Annotated in this window: 17 protein-coding genes; 8 read left to right on the top strand and 9 right to left on the bottom strand. The window is 71.6% G+C overall.

Annotated features, from left to right (window positions below; all coding sequences use genetic code 11):
* The first annotated feature begins 44 nt into the window (after positions 1-44).
* The 3 genes from ACZ6MZ_RS24605 to ACZ6MZ_RS24595 are packed head-to-tail and all read left to right on the top strand — an operon-like array spanning position 45 to position 3,446.
* Positions 45-752 carry a succinate dehydrogenase gene (locus ACZ6MZ_RS24605; protein ID WP_389791785.1) on the top strand — a complete coding sequence of 236 codons (708 nt, stop codon included), beginning with the start codon at positions 45-47 and terminating at the stop codon, positions 750-752.
* Between the two features lies 1 nt (position 753).
* Positions 754-2,703, top strand: coding sequence for a fumarate reductase/succinate dehydrogenase flavoprotein subunit (locus ACZ6MZ_RS24600; protein ID WP_469354315.1), 1,950 nt, complete (start codon positions 754-756; stop codon positions 2,701-2,703).
* On the top strand, positions 2,700-3,446 hold the full coding sequence (locus ACZ6MZ_RS24595) for a succinate dehydrogenase/fumarate reductase iron-sulfur subunit (protein ID WP_384187513.1): 747 nt from the start codon (positions 2,700-2,702) through the stop codon (positions 3,444-3,446). Before ACZ6MZ_RS24600 ends, ACZ6MZ_RS24595 begins: the two co-directional genes overlap by 4 nt.
* Here the strand turns inward: ACZ6MZ_RS24595 and ACZ6MZ_RS24590 are convergent.
* The gene (locus tag ACZ6MZ_RS24590) at positions 3,443-4,462 is read right to left on the bottom strand and encodes an LLM class flavin-dependent oxidoreductase (protein WP_469354408.1); all 1,020 of its coding nucleotides are present in this window, start codon (positions 4,460-4,462) and stop codon (positions 3,443-3,445) included. The genes ACZ6MZ_RS24595 and ACZ6MZ_RS24590 overlap by 4 nt on opposite strands.
* Before the next feature lie 79 nt (positions 4,463-4,541).
* Here ACZ6MZ_RS24590 and ACZ6MZ_RS24585 point away from each other — a divergent pair, with 79 nt between their 5' ends.
* Positions 4,542-5,030: a phosphatase domain-containing protein gene (locus ACZ6MZ_RS24585; protein ID WP_469354312.1), complete on the top strand. Its 489-nt coding sequence runs from the start codon at positions 4,542-4,544 to the stop codon at positions 5,028-5,030.
* Between the two features lie 8 nt (positions 5,031-5,038).
* Here ACZ6MZ_RS24585 and ACZ6MZ_RS24580 read toward each other — a convergent pair whose 3' ends face one another.
* Together ACZ6MZ_RS24580 and ACZ6MZ_RS24575 are read right to left on the bottom strand one after the other, a co-directional pair.
* Entirely contained in the window at positions 5,039-5,254 is a 216-nt protein-coding gene (locus ACZ6MZ_RS24580; RefSeq protein WP_384187522.1) for a dodecin, read from the bottom strand.
* A gap of 144 nt (positions 5,255-5,398) precedes the next feature.
* Positions 5,399-7,378, bottom strand: a complete 1,980-nt coding sequence (locus ACZ6MZ_RS24575; protein WP_469354310.1) for an ABC transporter ATP-binding protein — start codon at positions 7,376-7,378, stop codon at positions 5,399-5,401.
* Between the two features lie 239 nt (positions 7,379-7,617).
* Between ACZ6MZ_RS24575 and ACZ6MZ_RS24570 the strand changes: the two genes are divergently transcribed.
* From ACZ6MZ_RS24570 to ACZ6MZ_RS24560, 3 genes are all read left to right on the top strand, one after another.
* The gene (locus ACZ6MZ_RS24570; RefSeq protein ID WP_384187525.1) at positions 7,618-8,871 is read left to right on the top strand and encodes an extracellular solute-binding protein; all 1,254 of its coding nucleotides are present in this window, start codon (positions 7,618-7,620) and stop codon (positions 8,869-8,871) included.
* 167 nt (positions 8,872-9,038) lie between these two features.
* A complete protein-coding gene (locus ACZ6MZ_RS24565) occupies positions 9,039-9,854 on the top strand; it encodes a GNAT family N-acetyltransferase (RefSeq protein WP_389672396.1) in 816 nt (271 codons plus the stop codon).
* Positions 9,851-10,855, top strand: a complete 1,005-nt coding sequence (locus ACZ6MZ_RS24560; RefSeq protein WP_469354307.1) for a lysophospholipid acyltransferase family protein — start codon at positions 9,851-9,853, stop codon at positions 10,853-10,855. The genes ACZ6MZ_RS24565 and ACZ6MZ_RS24560 overlap by 4 nt, the downstream gene beginning before the upstream one ends.
* On the opposite strand, the gene egtD is transcribed toward ACZ6MZ_RS24560, so the two are convergent.
* The 4 genes from egtD to egtA are packed head-to-tail and all read right to left on the bottom strand — an operon-like array spanning position 10,750 to position 15,077.
* Positions 10,750-11,712: an L-histidine N(alpha)-methyltransferase gene (gene egtD, locus ACZ6MZ_RS24555; RefSeq protein WP_469354305.1), complete on the bottom strand. Its 963-nt coding sequence runs from the start codon at positions 11,710-11,712 to the stop codon at positions 10,750-10,752. The two genes, ACZ6MZ_RS24560 and egtD, sit on opposite strands and share 106 nt — an antisense overlap.
* A 16-nt stretch (positions 11,713-11,728) precedes the next feature.
* Entirely contained in the window at positions 11,729-12,484 is a 756-nt protein-coding gene (gene egtC / locus ACZ6MZ_RS24550; RefSeq protein WP_469354303.1) for an ergothioneine biosynthesis protein EgtC, read from the bottom strand.
* Complete coding sequence (gene egtB, locus ACZ6MZ_RS24545; protein ID WP_469354301.1) at positions 12,484-13,806, bottom strand: ergothioneine biosynthesis protein EgtB; 1,323 nt, start codon at positions 13,804-13,806, stop codon at positions 12,484-12,486. Before egtB ends, egtC begins: the two co-directional genes overlap by 1 nt.
* Positions 13,803-15,077: an ergothioneine biosynthesis glutamate--cysteine ligase EgtA gene (gene egtA / locus ACZ6MZ_RS24540; protein ID WP_469354299.1), complete on the bottom strand. Its 1,275-nt coding sequence runs from the start codon at positions 15,075-15,077 to the stop codon at positions 13,803-13,805. Before egtA ends, egtB begins: the two co-directional genes overlap by 4 nt.
* A gap of 173 nt (positions 15,078-15,250) precedes the next feature.
* Here egtA and ACZ6MZ_RS24535 point away from each other — a divergent pair, with 173 nt between their 5' ends.
* Positions 15,251-16,096 carry a TIGR02452 family protein gene (locus ACZ6MZ_RS24535; RefSeq protein ID WP_469354297.1) on the top strand — a complete coding sequence of 282 codons (846 nt, stop codon included), beginning with the start codon at positions 15,251-15,253 and terminating at the stop codon, positions 16,094-16,096.
* 44 nt (positions 16,097-16,140) lie between these two features.
* Here ACZ6MZ_RS24535 and ACZ6MZ_RS24530 read toward each other — a convergent pair whose 3' ends face one another.
* Both ACZ6MZ_RS24530 and ACZ6MZ_RS24525 read right to left on the bottom strand, forming a co-directional pair.
* Entirely contained in the window at positions 16,141-16,614 is a 474-nt protein-coding gene (locus ACZ6MZ_RS24530; protein ID WP_469354295.1) for a type II toxin-antitoxin system PemK/MazF family toxin, read from the bottom strand.
* 131 nt (positions 16,615-16,745) lie between these two features.
* Positions 16,746-17,444: an alpha/beta fold hydrolase gene (locus tag ACZ6MZ_RS24525; RefSeq protein WP_469354293.1), complete on the bottom strand. Its 699-nt coding sequence runs from the start codon at positions 17,442-17,444 to the stop codon at positions 16,746-16,748.
* Positions 17,445-17,456: the final 12 nt, after the last annotated feature.

Raw genomic sequence — 17,456 nt, 5'->3', positions numbered from 1 at the left:
CCATGTCTTGGACCTCTGGCCCATGGCGATCTAGCTTCGTACACATGGCTCTGGCAACGCGGACGGACGGACGGCCGTCCATGATCCGCACCCTCTGGGGATCGACCATCGGGAAGAAAACGGTCATGGCCGTGAGCGGCCTGATCATGCTCGGGTATCTCGTCGCGCACATGTACGGGAATCTCAAGATCTTCTTCGGGCTCGACTCCTTCAACGGCTACGCGCACTGGCTGCGCACCCTGGGCGAACCAGTCCTGCACTACGAGTGGGCGCTCTGGATCGTGCGGGTGGTCCTCGTCGCCGCGGTCGTCCTGCACGGTGTCTGCGCCTACCAGCTGAGCCGCCGCGACATCGCCGCCCGCCCGAGCAAGTACGTCCACAAACGGCCGCGCGCCAGTTACGCCACCCGCACCATGCGCTGGGGCGGGATCATCCTCGCCCTGTTCATCGTCTGGCACATCCTCGACCTGACGACCGGCACCCTGCACCCCGGCGGCTTCCAGTCCGGCCGTCCGTACCAGAACGTCGTGGACACCTTCTCCACCTGGTACGGCAACGTCATCTACATCGTCGCGATGCTGGCCCTCGGACTGCACATCCAGCACGGCTTCTGGAGCGCCGCCCAGACGCTCGGGGCAGGCAGCGCCGCCCGCGACCGCGTCCTCAAGACCACGGCCAGTCTGCTGGCCCTGGTGCTGACCGCCGGCTTCATCGCCGTACCCGTCGCCGTCATGACCGGAGTGGTGAACTGACATGCACGACTACGCCGAATACACCACGGGTGAGCCGGTCGCCGACACCAAGGCCCCGGACGGACCCGTCGCCGAGCGCTGGAACCGGCGCCGCTTCGAGGCCGGGCTCGTCAACCCCGCCAACCGCCGCAAGCACACCGTGATCGTCGTCGGTACCGGCCTGGCGGGCGGCGCCGCGGGCGCCACCCTCGCCGAACAGGGCTACCACGTCGTCCAGTTCTGCTACCAGGACTCCCCGCGCCGCGCCCACTCCATCGCCGCCCAGGGCGGGATCAACGCCGCCAAGAACTACCGCAACGACGGCGACTCCGTGCAGCGGCTCTTCTACGACACCGTCAAGGGCGGCGACTTCCGGGCCAGGGAGTCCAATGTCCACCGCCTCGCCGAGGTCTCGGTCGAGATCATCGACCAGTGCGTCGCCCAGGGCGTGCCCTTCGCCCGGGAGTACGGCGGACTCCTCGACACCCGCTCCTTCGGCGGCGTCCAGGTCTCCCGTACCTTCTACGCGCGCGGCCAGACGGGCCAGCAGCTGCTGCTCGGCGCCTACCAGGCGCTGTCACGGCAGATCGCGGCGGGCGCCGTCGAGATGCATCCGCGTACCGAGATGCTCGACCTGATCGTGGTTGACGGGCGAGCCCGCGGCATCGTCGCCCGCGATCTGATCACCGGCAGGGTGTCCACGTACTTCGCCGACGCGGTGGTCCTCGCGTCCGGCGGCTACGGCAATGTCTTCTACCTGTCGACCAACGCGAAGAACAGCAACGCCACCGCCGCCTGGCGGGCGCACCGGCGCGGCGCCTACTTCGCCAACCCGTGCTTCACCCAGATCCACCCCACCTGCATCCCGCGCTCCGGCGAGCACCAGTCCAAGCTGACGCTGATGAGCGAGTCGCTGCGCAACGACGGCCGCATCTGGGTGCCCGCGGCGCGCGGCGACCAGCGGCCGCCGGCCGAGATCCCCGAGGCCGAGCGCGACTACTACCTGGAGCGGATCTACCCCTCCTTCGGCAATCTCGTGCCACGCGACATCGCCTCGCGGGCCGCGAAGAACGTCTGTGACGAAGGGCGCGGGGTGGGCCCCGGCGGACAGGGCGTCTATCTCGACTTCGCCGACGCCATCGGCCGGCTGGGACGCAAGGCGGTCGAGGAGAAGTACGGCAACCTCTTCGAGATGTACGAGCGGATCACCGCCGAGAACCCGTACGAGGTGCCGATGCGCATCTACCCGGCGATCCACTACACGATGGGCGGACTCTGGGTCGACTACGACCTCCAGACCACCATTCCCGGCCTGTTCGCGATCGGCGAGGCCAACTTCTCCGACCACGGCGCCAACCGCCTCGGCGCCTCCGCGCTGATGCAGGGCCTGGCCGACGGCTACTTCGTCCTGCCGTCCACCATCAACGACTACCTCGCGCGCCACCCGCACCACGACGAGATCGACGACTCCCACCCGGAGGTCGCGGAAGCCGTCGCCGACACCGAGGACCGGCTGCGGCTGCTGCTCGCCGTCGGCGGCGACCGCACGCCCGACTCCTTCCACAAGGAGATCGGCGAACTCCTCTGGGACCACTGCGGGATGGCCCGCACCGAGGAGGGCCTGCGCAAGGCGCTCGACCGGATCCCGCAGATCCGCGAGGAGTTCTGGCGCCGGATCAAGGTGCCGGGCACTGGCGAGCAGCTCAACCAGTCGCTGGAGAAGGCCAATCGCATCGTCGACTATCTGGAACTCGCCGAGCTGATGTGCCTCGACGCCCTGCACCGCGCCGAGTCCTGCGGCGGTCACTTCCGCGAGGAGTCGCAGACCGAGGGCGGTGAAGCGGCCCGCCGCGACGGGGAGTTCTCGTACGCGGCCGCCTGGGAGTTCACCGACACCGGCGCCGCGCCCGTCCTGCACAAGGAAGACCTCGTCTTCGAGTACGTCCACCCCACCCAGCGGAGCTACGCATGAGGCTCACCCTGCGCGTCTGGCGCCAGCCGGACGCCGACGCCCCCGGCGCCATGGTCACCTACGGCATCGACGACATCTCCGAGGACATGTCGTTCCTGGAGATGCTCGACGCCCTCAATGAGGAGCTGATCCTCAAGGGCGACGAGCCGGTGGCCTTCGACCACGACTGCCGCGAAGGCATCTGCGGCGCCTGCGGGGTGGTCATCAACGGCGACGCCCACGGCCCCGAGCGCACCACCACCTGCCAGCTCCACATGCGGCACTTCGAGGACGGCGACACCATTGACGTCGAGCCCTGGCGGGCCGGCGCCTTCCCGGTGGTCAAGGACCTGGTGGTGGACCGTTCCGCCTTCGACCGGATCATCGGGGCCGGCGGCTACATCACCGCCCCCACCGGCGCGGCGCCCGAGGCACACGCCACCCTGGTCCCCAAGCCCGACGCCGACCACGCCTTCGAGAACGCCGAGTGCATCGGCTGCGGCGCCTGCGTCGCGGCCTGCCCCAACGGCTCGGCGATGCTGTTCACCTCGGCCAAGGTCAACCACCTCAATGTGCTGCCGCAGGGCGCGCCCGAGCGCGAGACCCGGGTCCTCGACATGGTCGCGACGATGGACGAGGAGGGCTTCGGCGGCTGCACGCTCGCGGGCGAGTGCGCCACCGCCTGCCCGAAGGGCATCCCGCTGCCGTCGATCGCGGCGATGAACAAGGAGTGGCTGCGGGCGACCCGCAAGGTCGCGCGTTAGGTCCTGTCCGGCTGGCGTCCGGTGAGCCCGGTGAGCGTGGCCAGCCGTCGGTACGAGTCCAGCAGCGCGGCGCGGTCGTACGTACTCGTCGTGACCAGGTACTCGTCGGCCCCGCTGCGTGCCAGCAGCTTCTCCAGACCGGCCGCCACCTCGTCCTCGGTGCCGTACAGCTGCCCGCGCAGCGCGTCCTCGAAGAGCGCGCGCTCCCGCGCGGTCATGGCGGTGGCGAGGATCGCCTCGACGGACCTGAGCGGCGGGAACGCGCCGTGCGTGCGTGAGTACGCCGTGGACCAGGCCTCCGGGAGCAGCAGCCTGCGGGCCTCCTCGGTGGTGGCGGCGACCGCGACCGTCCCGGACACAACCACATACGGCCGCTCGCCCCAGCCGGAGGGGCGGAAGTCCCTGCGGTACCCCTCGATGGCCCGGAGCATCGCCTCCTCGCCCCGTATGGCCGCGATGACCAGCGGCAGCCCGGCCTCGGCCGCGACCCGCGCGCCCTTCCCGGTGGCCAGGACGAAGGCGGGCACCCGCAGCCCCTCGGCCGGAAGGGCATGGACCTGGGGATGCGCGGTCTGCGTACCGGTGAAGTAGCCGAGGAGCTCGGCGAGCTGCCCGGGGAAGTCGTCGGCGTCCTGCTTGTCCCGGCCGAGCGCCCTGCGTATCCCGTCGGTGAACCCCACCGAGCGGCCGAGACCCATGTCGATACGGCCCGGGAAGAGCGACTCCAGCACCCCGAACTGCTCGGCGACGACCAGGGGCTGATGGTTGGGCAGCATGACCCCGCCGGTGCCGACGCGGAGAGTCGAGGTCGCGGCGGCGACGGCGGCCGCGAGCACGGCCGGCGCGGAGCCGGCCACGCCCGGCACGCTGTGGTGCTCGGAGACCCAGAAGCGGTGATAGCCGAGCGCTTCGATCCGCTCGGCGAAGCGCACGGTGTCGCGCAGCGCCTGCGGAGCGTCGTGCCCCTCGCGGGTGCGGGAGCGGTCCAGTACGGAGAACGGGGTCGTCGCTGCGATGCTCACATCACGTTCAACCCCCTGGCCACGCCAGGATTCCCGCACCGGTCCCAGGGGGTGTCCCCCTAGGGTGGCCGTTGTGACAGAGATCAGCAGGCCGCTGGCCGTATTCGACCTGGACGGAACGCTCGCGGAGACCGGCCACCGCCAGCACTTCCTGGAGCGGAAGCCCCGGGACTGGAACGGCTTCTTCGGCGCGGCCGGCCAGGACACTCCGCTGGCCAAGGGCGTACGGCTGGCGGCCGAGGCCGCGCGGGAGTGCGAGGTCGTGTATCTCACCGGCCGCCCGGAGCGCTGCCGCGTCGACACCCTGGCCTGGCTGACCGCGCACGGCCTGCCCGCCGGCCGGGTCTGGATGCGCCGTAACGACGACCGGCGCCCCGCCCGTACGACCAAACTGGAGGTCCTGCGCCGACTGGCCGGGAAGCGGCAGATCCGGATGCTCGTGGACGACGACGAACTGGTGTGCGCGGCGGCCGAGCGGGCGGGATTCAGGGTCGTACGGGCGGACTGGGCCGGCACGTCAGAGGCGCTGAAGGACGCGCAGGAGCGCGAGGGCCGGACCTGACGGGCCGCTCACACCCCGTCTTCCAGGCGGAAGCCGACCTTCAGCCCGACCTGGTAGTGCTCGATGTCGCCGTCGACGATATGGCCGCGGACCTCTGTCACCTCGAACCAGTCCAGACCGCGGAGCGTCTGGGAGGCACGGCCGACGGCGTTGCGGATGGCGTCGTCGATGCCCTCGTGGGAGGTGCCGACGATCTCGGTGACCCGGTAGGTGTGGTGGGACATGGGGTGGCTCTCCTCTTCAGGCGTCGCGGGTGTCGCGCGTGTCACTCCACCGTGCCCCACCGGACGCCGGTCCGCGAGACGTCCGGCGGGCGGGGGCCCGCGCCGCCGCCCGCCGGACGCCCGTACCTGTCCGGCCTGTCCGGCCTATCCGGCCGCGGGCGCGACGTCCGCGGTGTCCTCCGCGCCGAGGTCCGCACGGAGCGGGAGGTCACGCGGCGCCGGCTCCCCGAGATCCCGGTCGTGCGCGACGCTCCCCTCCGCCGCCCCGTCCTCGAACTGCGTGCGGTACAGCTCCGCGTACCGCCCCCGCGCGGCGAGCAGCACGTCGTGCGTGCCCCGTTCCACGATCCGGCCGTCCTCGACCACGAGGATCAGATCGGCGGCCCGTACGGTGGAGAGCCGGTGCGCGATCACGACGGCGGTACGGCCTTCCAGGGCTTCGGCGAGCGCCGCCTGGACCGCCGCCTCGGAGGTGTTGTCGAGATGCGCGGTCGCCTCGTCGAGGATGACGACACGCTGACGGGCGAGCAGCAGCCGGGCGATGGTCATGCGCTGGCGTTCGCCGCCGGAGAGCCGGTAGCCGCGCTCGCCGACGACGGTGTCGAGCCCGTCGGGCAGTGACCGGACGAGAGCGTCGAGGCGGGCCCGGCGCAGGACGTCCCACAGCTCGTCGTCGGTGGCTCCGGGCCGCGCGAGCAGCAGGTTCGCGCGCACGGACTCGTGGAAGAGATGACCGTCCTGGGTGACCATGCCGAGCGTGGCCCGGAGGGACTCGGCCGACAGGTCGCGTACGTCGACACCGCCGATACGGACGGCGCCCTCGTCGGTGTCGTAGAGGCGCGGGAGGAGTTGCGCGATGGTCGACTTGCCCGCGCCTGACGAGCCCACGAGGGCGACGGTCCGGCCGGGCTCGGCGCGGAACGAGATGCCGTGCAGCACCTCGGCGCCGCCGCGGGTGTCGAGCGAGGCGACCTCTTCCAGTGAGGCGAGGGAGACCTTGTCGGCGGAGGGGTAGCCGAAGCGTACGGCGTCGAACTCGACGGAGACCGGCCCGTCGGGAACCTGCCGCGCGTCGGGCCGCTCCGCGACGAGGGGCTGGAGGCCGAGGACTTCGAAGACCCGCTCGAAGCTGACGAGGGCGCTCATCACCTCGACGCGTGCGCCGGCGAGCGCGGTCAGCGGCGCGTACAGGCGGACGAGAAGCAGGGAGAGCGCGACCACGGCGCCGGGGTCGAGGCTGCCGCGCAGGGCGTAGGAGCCGCCGAGACCGTAGACGAGCGCCAGGGCCAGGGCGGAGACGAGGGTCAGGGCGGTGATGAACGTGGACTGCGCCATGGCCGTACGGACCCCGATGTCCCTTACTCTGCGGGCCCGCGCCGCGAACTCGGCGGACTCGTCGTCGGGCCGCCCGAACAGCTTGATCAGGGTGGCGCCCGGCGCCGAGAACCGCTCGGTCATCCGGTTGCCCATCGAGGCGTTGAGGTCGGCCGCCTCCCGCTGAAGCCTCGCCATGCGGGTGCCCATCCGGCGGGCGGGCACCACGAACACGGGCAGCAGGACGAGCGCGAGGAGCGTGATCCGCCAGGAGAGTGTGAGCATCACGGCGAGGGTCAGCAGCAGGGTCACCACATTGCTGACGACACCGGAGAGCGTGTTGCTGAAGGCGCGCTGGGCGCCGATCACGTCGTTGTTGAGCCGGCTGACCAGAGCGCCGGTACGGGTACGGGTGAAGAAGGCGACGGGCATGCGCTGGACATGGTCGAAGACCGCGATCCGCAGGTCCAGGATCAGACCCTCACCGAGAGTGGCGGAGAGCCGGCGGCCGAGGAGGCCCAGACCGGCTTCGGCGAGGGCGATGACTGCGATGAGCAGGGCGAGCCGGACCACGAGCCGCTGATCGCCGCCGGACACGATCGCGTCGACGACACGGCCCGCGAGGACGGGGGTCGCCACCGCGAGCAGCGCGGTGAGGACACCGAGCAGGACGAACTGGATGATGCGGCGGCGGTGCGGCCGGGCGAAACCGGCGATTCCGCGGAGGGTGGCGCGGGCGAACGGCCGGCGCTCGGGGCGGGCGTTCATGACGTTGTGCAACTGCGTCCAGGCTGTGGACTCCATACTCATGGGAGGACCGTAGAACCTCAAGCAACCTTGAGGTCAAATCGTGTGGTCGTCGTACGGAGAACGGGCGGTGAACGGGCGGCGAGCCCCCCCCATTTCCCGTGTGTCCGGGCATTCCCTGTGCGCCCGGGCTTGACCGGCCCTTTGGTCCATACCAAAATCCCACACACCCGTGCGAATGTTTTCGCAACCCCCACGTCGGGCTCTCTCTTCGTGCCATCACGTCCAGAAGGTTGACCTACGTGAAGAACCGCTGTCTCGCCTGCTCCGTAGCCCTGGTGTCCTCCGTCGCGCTCGGCGGCTGCGGCATGCTGCCGGGCGGAGGGGTCAACTCCACCACGGTCACCGTGTGGCTGATGAAGGACAGCGTCTCGGCCGACTTCCTCGACCGCTTCGTGAGCGACTACGAGGCGGAGCACTCCTCCATCGAGCTGGACATCAAGATCCAGGAGTGGACCGGGATCGGTCAGAAGGTGCTGGGCGCCCTGGACAGCGAGGACGCGCCCGATGTCATCGAGGTCGGCAACACCCAGGTCGCCCAGTACGCGGAGAGCCGCAATCTGCGCGATCTCACCCTGGAGTCGGTACGCGACCTGGGCAGCGAGGACTGGCTGCCGGGCCTCGCCCAGCCGGGCACCATCAACGGCGCGCAGTTCGGCATCCCCTGGTACGCGGCCAACCGCATCGTGATCTACAACAAGGATCTGTTCGCGCTCGCCGGCGTCGAGAAGCCGCCCAAGACCCGTGAGCAGTGGCTCGACGACACCGCCAAACTGAACCAAGGCGGAAACCAGGGCATTTACCTCGCGGGACAGGACTGGTACACCCTCGCCGGATTCATCTGGGACGAGGACGGCGAGCTGGCCGTCGAAGCCGGCGGCGACTGGCAGGGCGCCATCGACTCGCCCGCCGCGCTGCGGGGCATGGACTTCTACAAGGACCTCCAGTCGCTGGGCAACGGCCCGAAGAACTCCGACGAGGCCAAGCCGCCCCAGGCCGACATCTTCGCCAAGGGCGATGTCGCGCAGATCATCGCCACCCCCAGCTCGGCCCGGATCATCGAGGAGAAGAACCCCGAACTGAAGGGCAAGCTCGGTTTCTTCCCCATCCCGGGCAAGACAGCGGCCAAGCCGGGAGCCGTCTTCACCGGCGGCTCCGACCTGATCGTGCCGAAGAACTCCAGCCACCATTCGGCCGCCGTCGACGTCGTCAAGGCGCTGGCGAGCGAGAAATGGCAGACGGATCTCGCCAGGACCATGAGCTATGTGCCGAACAAGGCGTCGCTCGCCGGTGTCATCCGCGGCGACGCGAGCACGGCCGCGATGGCCGAGGGCGCGGCGCAGGGCCGGGCCACCCCCAACTCCCCGCAGTGGGCGAGCGTCGAGGCCGACAACCCGATCAAGCCCTATATGACGGCCGTGCTCCAGGGCCAGGATCCGGAGGCGGCCGCGAAGGCGGCCTCCGAGCTCATCACCGCCGAACTGATCTCCGGTTGAGACGCCGCGCCGCCCGCGGGACTCCCCGCCATTCAGCAGCCTCACATCCGCACTCCGCCATGCGGTCATGTCAAATCCAGTCGGTCACGGAAGAAACAAGGTGCCGGGTCGCCGCGCGAGCGGTGGGCCCCGGCCGCCTGCTTTTCCCACCGGCACTGGAGACAGTCATGTCCACCGTCGTCCCCGCTTCCCCGCTCTCCGTATCCCTCCCCGGCCCCACCGTCGTCACCACCGCTGTCACCACCGCGGCCGCCGAGCCCCGCTATGTGGTCTCCCTCGCCCGTGACCAGCAGGACATACGGGCCGCGCAGCGGCTGCGCCACCTGGTGTTCGCCGGCGAACTGGGCGCCCGGCTCGACGGCCCCGAGCCCGGCCTGGACATCGACGCCTTCGACGCGTACTGCGACCATCTGCTGGTGCGCGAGGAGAACACCGGCGAGGTCGTCGGGACGTACCGCCTGCTGCCGCCCGAGCGCGCCCGCGCCGCCGGACGCATCTACTCCGACAGCGAATTCGACCTCTCCCGGCTCGGCCCGATCCGGCACGACCTGGTCGAGGTGGGCCGCTCCTGCGTCCACCCCCAGCACCGCACCGGCGGCGTCATCGCCCTGATCTGGGCCGGGCTCGCCCGCTATATGACCGTCAGCGGGTACAACTGGCTGGCGGGCTGCTGCTCGATCCCGCTCGCCGACGGCGGCGCCCTGGCATCCTCGACCTGGAACACCGTGAAGGACAAGCATCTCGCGCCCGAGGAGTACTGGGTGACCCCGCACCGGCTCTGGACCCCGGCAGGCACCGCCGCCGCGGCCCCCTCCGAGCTGCCGCCGCTGCTGCGCGGCTATCTGCGGCTCGGCGCCTGGGTGTGCGGAGCGCCCGCGCACGACCCGGACTTCGGCGTCGCCGACCTGTACGTCCTGCTGTCGATGCGCCGTACCAACCCCCGCTATCTGCGACACTTCCTCTCCCTCGCGCCCGCCGCATGAGCGCCTGGCTGCCCACCGCGCCCTGCACCCCGCAGGACTGCTCCGGCCATCGCGGCCCCACGGCCGGCCTGCCGGCCGCGGTCGGCAGGCTGCTGGCGGGGACCGCCCTCGTCCTGGCCGGGGCCCTGCTGACGCCGCTCGTCGCTCCGCTGGGCGCGGCGGTACGGGACCGGCTGACCCGGCGCTGGGCACACACGGTGCTCCGGGCCTTCGGGCTGCGGGTGCGCGTCGTGGGCCGGCCGGAGCTGCGGCGCGGCACCGGGGTGCTGGTCGTCGCCAACCACATCTCCTGGCTGGACATACCCCTGGTCGCCGCCGTGCTCCCCGGGCGGATGCTGGCCAAGAGCGAGATACGGCGCTGGCCGGTCCTGGGAGCGCTCGCTGCCCGGGGCGGCACGCTCTTCGTGGAGCGCGAGCGGCTGCGGGCGCTGCCCGGCACCGTACGGACCCTCTCCGCGGCGCTCACCGCGGGCTCGCGGGTCGTCGTCTTCCCCGAGGGCTGCACCTGGTGCGGGCGCGACCAGGGCCGGTTCACCCCGGCCGTCTTCCAGGCCGCGCTGGACGCGGGCGCCGCCGTCCGGCCCGTACGGATCACCTATCGGGCGGCGGACGGACGGTTCTCCGGCGCCCCGTCGTTCGTCGGGGACGACACGATGCCGGCCTCCCTGTGGCGGGTCGTGGCGGCGGGCGGGCTCACGGCGGAGATCACGGTCCTGCCGCTGATCCCCGCCGGAACCCACACCGACCGCCGCGCGCTGGCGCGGGCCGCGCGGGCCGCTCTCGGACTCCCGGAGAGCGCCGTCGCTCAGAGCGCCGTCACCGAGGTCGCCACCACTCGCACCGCCGTCACTGGGAGCGCCACCACTCGCACCGCCTTCACCGGGACCGCCGTCGCTCAGACCGCCGTGGCGAGCGACAGCGCGAACCGCCCCGCCTCATCGGTCCACCAGTGCGTCAGCTCCATCCCGGCCTCCGCCAGCTCGGCCCGGACGCCGTCCTGACGGAACTTCGCAGACACCTCCGTACGTACCTCCTCACCGGCCTCGAAGTGCACCACCAGATCCAGTTCGGGGATCTTCACGGTGAGGGCCCGCCGGGCCCGCAGCCGCATCTCGATCCACTCGTGCTCCGGATCCCAGAGCGCCACATGGCCGAAATCGGCGGGGTCGAAGTCCGCGCCGAGCTCCCGGTCGATGACCACGAGGACGTTCTTGTTGAACGCGGCCGTCACCCCGGCCGTATCGTCGTAGGCCCTGACCAGCACGGATTCGTCCTTGACCAGGTCCGTACCGAGCAGCAGCGTGTCTCCGGGCGCCAGCAGCGCCCGGACCGAGGCCAGGAACGCAGCCCGTTCGGCGGGCAGCAGATTGCCGATCGTGCCGCCGAGGAACGCGACCAGCCGCGGGCCCGGGGTGCCGGGCAGTGCGAGCCCGCCGGTGAAGTCGGCGATCAGCGCGTGCACATGTAGTCCCGGATGCCCGGCGAGCAGCGACTCGGCCGCCCCGGTCAGCGCGCTCTCGCTCACATCGACCGGCACATAGCTGTGCAGCCCGGTCAGCGCGTCGATCAGATGGCGGGTCTTCTCGGACGAGCCGGACCCCAGCTCGATCAGGGTGCGCGCCCCGGTCGCCGCCGCGATCTCCGGCGCGCGGGCGATCAGGATCTCCCGCTCCGCGCGGGTCGGATAGTACTCGGGCAGCCTGGTGATCTCCTCGAACAGCTCGCTGCCCCGGGCGTCGTAGAACCACTTGGGCGGCAGCATCTTGGGCGTACGGGTCAGCCCCTGGAGCACATCGGTGCGCAGCGCGGCGTCCGTGGCGTCCTCGGGCAGGGTGCGGGTCAGCAGGAACGGGCTCACGAGGGTGGCTCCTTGCTCACGAGGGTGGCTCCTTGAGGGGGGAGAGCAGAACGTCGGCGCGGGTCGCCACCAGCAGGGTGCGGTCCGGGACCTCGCGCCAGCGCGGATCGTCGTCGTACGGCTCCGAGGCCACCACCGCACGGCGGCCGGGCTCTGCGAGGTACCAGAGGGTGTCGCCCCAGGCGGTCGCCGCGATCCGCTCGCCGTCCGTGACCAGCAGATTGAGCCGGGACGCGGGGGCGTCCTTCGCGACATCGAGGACGGTGTCGGCCAGCGCCTGCCCGAGCTCGTCCCCGGCCCGCAGCCGGTGCAGCAGCAGCGCCCACACCAGCGCGGAGTCGTTGCGGGCCGCCAGCGAGAGCAGCTCCTCGGCGGGGAGCGACGCGGCCAGGGCCGCGAGGCTCCCCGGCCAGCCGCCGACCGCGCCGTTGTGGCTGAACAGCCAGCGCCCGGCGGCGAACGGCGCGGCGGCCGCCTCCCCGTCGGCGCCCGGCTCGGTCGCGTCCCGTACCGCCGCGAGCAGCGCGCCGGTCCGGATCACCCGGCCCAGATCCGTGAACCCGGGATCGGCCCAGATCGGTCCCTGGCGCCGGTAGCGCGCGGGCAGCGGATCACCTTGCGCGTACCAACCCACCCCAAAACCATCGGCGTTGACCGTCCCGTACCGCTGGCGGCGAGGCTCCCAGGACTGCCGGTACAGCGCGTGAGGAGGCGCGACGAGCATCTCGCCGAGCGCCATCGGCGTCCCCAGGTACGCGATATGACGGCACATCAGGCATCCCTGGCGGTACGGAAGCCGGCGAAGATCTGGCGGCGGACCGGCAGGTCCCAGTTGCGGAACGTGCCGCGGCAGGCCACCGCGTCCACCGCGAACGAGCCGCCCCGCAGCACCTTGTGGGCGCTGCCGAAGAACACCTCCGAGTACTCCCGGTACGGGAAGGCCACGAAGCCCGGGTAGGGCAGGAAGTCGCTCGACGTCCACTCCCAGACGTCCCCGAGCAACTGCCTTACGCCGAGCGGCGACGCGCCCTGCGCATAGCTTCCCGCGGGGGCCGGCTGAAGATGGCGCTGGCCGAGATTGGCCCGCGCCGGGGTCGGCTCGTCGTCACCCCACGGATGGCGCAGCGACCGCCCGGAGACGGGATCGTGCCGGGCGGCCTTCTCCCACTCCTCCTCGCCGGGCAGCCGCCGCCCCGCCCAGCGGGCGTACGCGTCGGCCTCGTACCAGCTCACATGGAGGACCGGTTCGTCGGCCGGGACCGGTTCCACCGCCCCGAAGCGGCGGCGCAGCCACTGCCCGCCCTCGCGCCGCCAGAACAGCGGCGCGCCGATCCCGTGCTCGCGGATCTGCGCCCATCCTTCCGGGGCCCACCACCGTTCGTCCGTGTAGCCGCCGTCCTCGATGAAGTGCTGGTAGGCGCCGTTGGTCACCGGCACGGTGTCGATGAAGAACGCGGGGACGAGCCGCTGGTGGGCCGGGCGTTCGTTGTCCAGCGCCCAGGGCTCGGTAGAGGTGCCCATCGTGAAGGGCCCCGCCGGCACGAGCACTTCGGCGGGCAGACCCGTGGTGTCCCCGGCGGGCGGCGGGGGCGCGGTCAGCGCGGCGGGCCCCCGGCGCAGCTGATGGGTGATGAGCATCGTCTCGTCGTGCTGCTGCTCATGCTGGGCGATCATGCCGAAGGCGAAGCCCGCGTCCAGCAGCGGACCGCCGTGCAGCGGGCTGCGCTCGATCACATCGAGGACTCGGCCCCGTACGTCGGAGGCGTAGGCCCGTGCCTCGGCGGGCGGCAGAAGCGGCAGCGTGGGCCGCGCCGACCGGGGATGCTCGAACGCGTCGTAGACCGAGTCGATCTCGGGGCGGAGGGCGTCGCGGCCCGCGACGGTCCGCAGCAGCCACTGTTCTTCCTGGTTGCCGATGTGCGCCAGATCCCAGACCAGCGGGGACATCAGCGGCGAGTGCTGCGCGGTCAGATCCCGGTCGTCGACACAGGAGGTCAGCAGGGCGGTGCGGTCCCGGGCGGCCGTCAGGGCGACGACAGCCCGGCGCCGAAGCTGTTCGGCGGGTATGTCAACGGTCTCTGCGGGGTTGTTCATGTGCGGAGATCCTTCCCGTTCACAGGCGTGCCCAGATCGTCGGCGGGGCAGCGGCCCGGCAGGACATAGCGCTCGTTGAAGGCAGCGACGGCTTCCTGTACGGCCGGGGTGGCGCCGATGCGCGGAAGCGCCTCCAGGGCGACGGCGAAGCAGGCCGCCGCGACGGTGTGCAGCTCGGGGTCGGCCAGGCCGTGCCGCGCGGCGTTGAGCCAGAGGAGATTGCGCGGAGCGGGCCGCGAGCCCGCCGTCTCGGCGAGTGATTTGACGGTGCGGTAGGCCGTCTCCGAGGCCTCCGGATCGTCGAACAGCGCGGTGGTGACGGCGAGCGGCACCATCCAGCCGTCCTCGCCCGGCTGGGCGTCGATCATCCGCAGTTCCAGATGGCCGCGCGGCCGGACGGGCGGAAAGAGCGTGGTGAGGTGGTAGTCGAGATCGGCGCGGACCGGCGGACGCGGCAGCCCGGACCGTATCCAGTCCCGGAAGGTCAGCCTCTCGGGCACGGCCCAGGGCCCCTCGGCCGCCCGGATACACATCACCGGTGTGTCCAGCGCGTGCGCCGCCCAGGCGCCACGCGGCTCGCGCCGCACCGGCGGCGCGGTGGTACGTGCCGGGTCCAGCTGGGTCCAGAGCGCCTGCCGGGTGGAGCGCCAGCCGGTCAGCCTGTTCTCCCGCATCGGGGAGTTGGCGAACGCGGCGACCAGCACCGCGCCCAGCAGATGGGCGAGCTGCCAGCGCCTGCCGTAGCCGAGCGGCCCCGGCTCCTCGTGGCCCGCGTCCAGACAGACCTGGATGGAGGCCGTGCTCCGCATCATGGCGCGGCCCGCAGGACCGATCCGGTCGAGGTAGGTCTCCATCGCGTCGTAGCGCGGCTCACGCAGCATCCGGTGCGGTGAGTGCCAGGGGTCCTGTCCGAGACCCGCGAGCGCGAGTCCTGACGTACGCAGTGCCGGGCGTACGGCGTCCAGATCCGCGGCGGTGGAGGTGATGCACTCCATCAGGGACGCGGCGGGCGGCGAGCTGAGCTCCAGCTGGCCGCCGGGTTCGAAGGTGAGTGCCGATTGCAGGTGCAACGTCCGCAGGCCGTCGAATGCCTCTTCGAGACGGCGGGCCGGGACGGATCGTTCGGGGGAGTGGAGATCGTGGACGAGCCATTCCAGTTCTACGCCCACGGTGCGCGGTGGTCCCGTCTTGAAGCAGATACCGCGCAACAGATCCTCGGCGTCGTCCTCGCCGAGCGCTGGTCCTTCGTCGGTGAAACTGTCGGGTGGCATGGCCGGATCCTCCTGTCGAAGACCGTGACCGGTACTCCGCCACGGGGTCGGGGCGGAGCGCTTCGTCCAACCTAATGGCACTCTTGCCGCTTCGCACAAGAGTGCCCTCACGGTCACTGTTTCGTCGGAAATCCGGTTGCCCCGAGCGAGATCGTTCACGCAGGATTCCCCGCATGAGCGCACGGTTGCGGGGCATCGCAAAGGAAACCGAGGAGATCGTCCGAACGGGGAAATACCGCGCCCCGAACGGCCGAGAAGTACTGATCCACCCCGCGGTGGACGCCGCGCTGGAGAGCACCCGGCTGTACGGCCCCGACCCGCTCCCGGTCACCCCGGACACGGACCGTACGGCGTACCGCGCGGCGGCCGTCGAGGTCACCGGCGAGAGCAGCCTGGAGGCGGCCGGCCGGCTGACAGCGGCAGGACCGGGTGCGGTGGCCGTGCTCAACTTCTCGTCGGCCCGTAACCCCGGCGGTGGGTATCTCAACGGCGCGCAGGCCCAGGAAGAGGCGCTCTGCCGGGCCTCCGCCCTGTACGCCACGCTGCTGCGCGTCCCCGAGTTCTACGCCCACCACCGCGCGGATCGCAGCCCGTTCTACACCGACCGAGTGATCCACTCACCCGGCGTGCCGGTCTTCCGCGACGACCGGGGCCGGCTGCTCGACACGCCGTACCACGTCGGCTTTCTCACCTCGCCCGCGCCGAACGCGGGGGTGATCGCGCAGCGCACCCCCGACGAGGTCCACCTGATCCCGGCCGCGCTCGCCTCCCGCGTGGAACGGGTGCTGGAGACGGCGGCGGACCGCGGCTACCGGAGGCTGGTGCTGGGGGCCTGGGGCTGCGGCGTCTTCCGCAACGATCCGGCGGCGGTCGCGGAGGCGTTCCGGGCGCCGCTCACCGGCGCCGGCCGGTTCGCCGGCCACTTCGACGAGGTGGTCTTCGCGGTGCTGGACCGGACGCCGGGCGCGACCACGCTGGGCGCGTTCCGGCGGGTGTTCGCGGGATCGCCCCAGCCGTAGAGGCTGAGCACGGCTCGCTCGGCGCGAGCGCCTTCGCCGGTGGGTCAGCGCCAGCCGTAGAGTTCTTTCAGCCGGTTGACGACCAGGTTGAAGCGGCCCCGGTCCAGGGCGCAGGCCTCGCGGCGCATTCCCTTCTCGTGCACCCGCAGCACCCGGTCGACGGCCACCCAGGACTCGCGGCCCGCGCGGTCCCACGGCCCCACCCCGATCGGCACCCACTCCCGGTCGCGGTCATGGCGCTTGCTGGAGAGCTGGACGGCGAGGAGGGTGCCGGCCGTCTCACGGGCGACGACCAGCACCGGGCGGTCCTTGCCGCGCCCGTCGTTCTCCTCGAAGGGCACCCAGGTCCAGACGATCTCGCCGGGGTCGGGGTCGCCGTCGTGCTCCGGGGCGTAGGAGGTGCGGACCTGGCCCACCGCACGGGGCTTGGCCTCGGTCGTGGCGGCGGGGCCGCCACGACCGGGAGAGTCGAAATCGCGGGTGCTGTCGCCGGTGCCGGCGTCGGAGAGGGACGTCATCCGCATGACGGTAGAACCCCGTGTGCCGAGCCCGTGGGGCGGGGCGCCGTACCGGCTACCGGGCTCCGCCCGTGATCGGCGGAAATGCCCCGTGTACGAAGATCGTCACGGAGGTCATGTCCGTACGGGGGTCATATCCAGCCGTCCAGCGACGCCATGAACCCGTCGAAGTCGTCACGGTGGATGGTGTGCCCGGCGCCCTTGACCGTACGGACCTCGAAACCACGCCGCGCCAGCTCCGCCGCGTCCGGCGGGGAGATCATGGGGCTCGGCTCCGCGAGCTGTACGAGCGAGGGGACGACGGGGCGCGCGGGCAGCAGATCGGCGCCGAACGCGGAGGCGAGACCGAACGCGGTGTTCTCGTCCCAGATCGCGAGGGTCTCCACCTCGATGCCGACGTCCACGGCCTCCCACCGCGGGTTCATGGCCGTGATCTCCTCCCGGGACAGGGTCTTGGCAGCGGCGAGCGCCTCGGGCCCCCCGAAACCTCGCTCGGGGCCCGGCAGATGCCAGGCCGGATCGGAGTAGACCGCGCGCCGCGGCGCCAGCCGTTCCACGGCGAGGGAGAGCGCGAGCCCGCCGAGGGAGTGGCCGACCGCCACCTCGGCGCCGGTGGGCAGGGTCTCCACGAGGTCGTCGGCGAACAACCGCGCGCTGTAGTCGCCGCGGGCGGTCGCGCCATGACCGCGCAGATCGACGGCGATCACGTGCAGCCCCCGCGCGGCGAGTGCGGGGCCCACGCGCCGCCAGGTGCGGTGATCGGCCATGATGCCGTGGATCAGGAGCGCGACGCGGTCGCCCGCGCCCCAGGTACGGGTGTGAAGTCGCACGGGTCGTCCCCT

Source organism: Streptomyces sp. NPDC042201 (assembly GCF_055582185.1).
The sequence above is the reverse complement of the archived record's forward strand: the minus strand, read 5'-3'. Positions and strand labels throughout refer to the sequence as shown.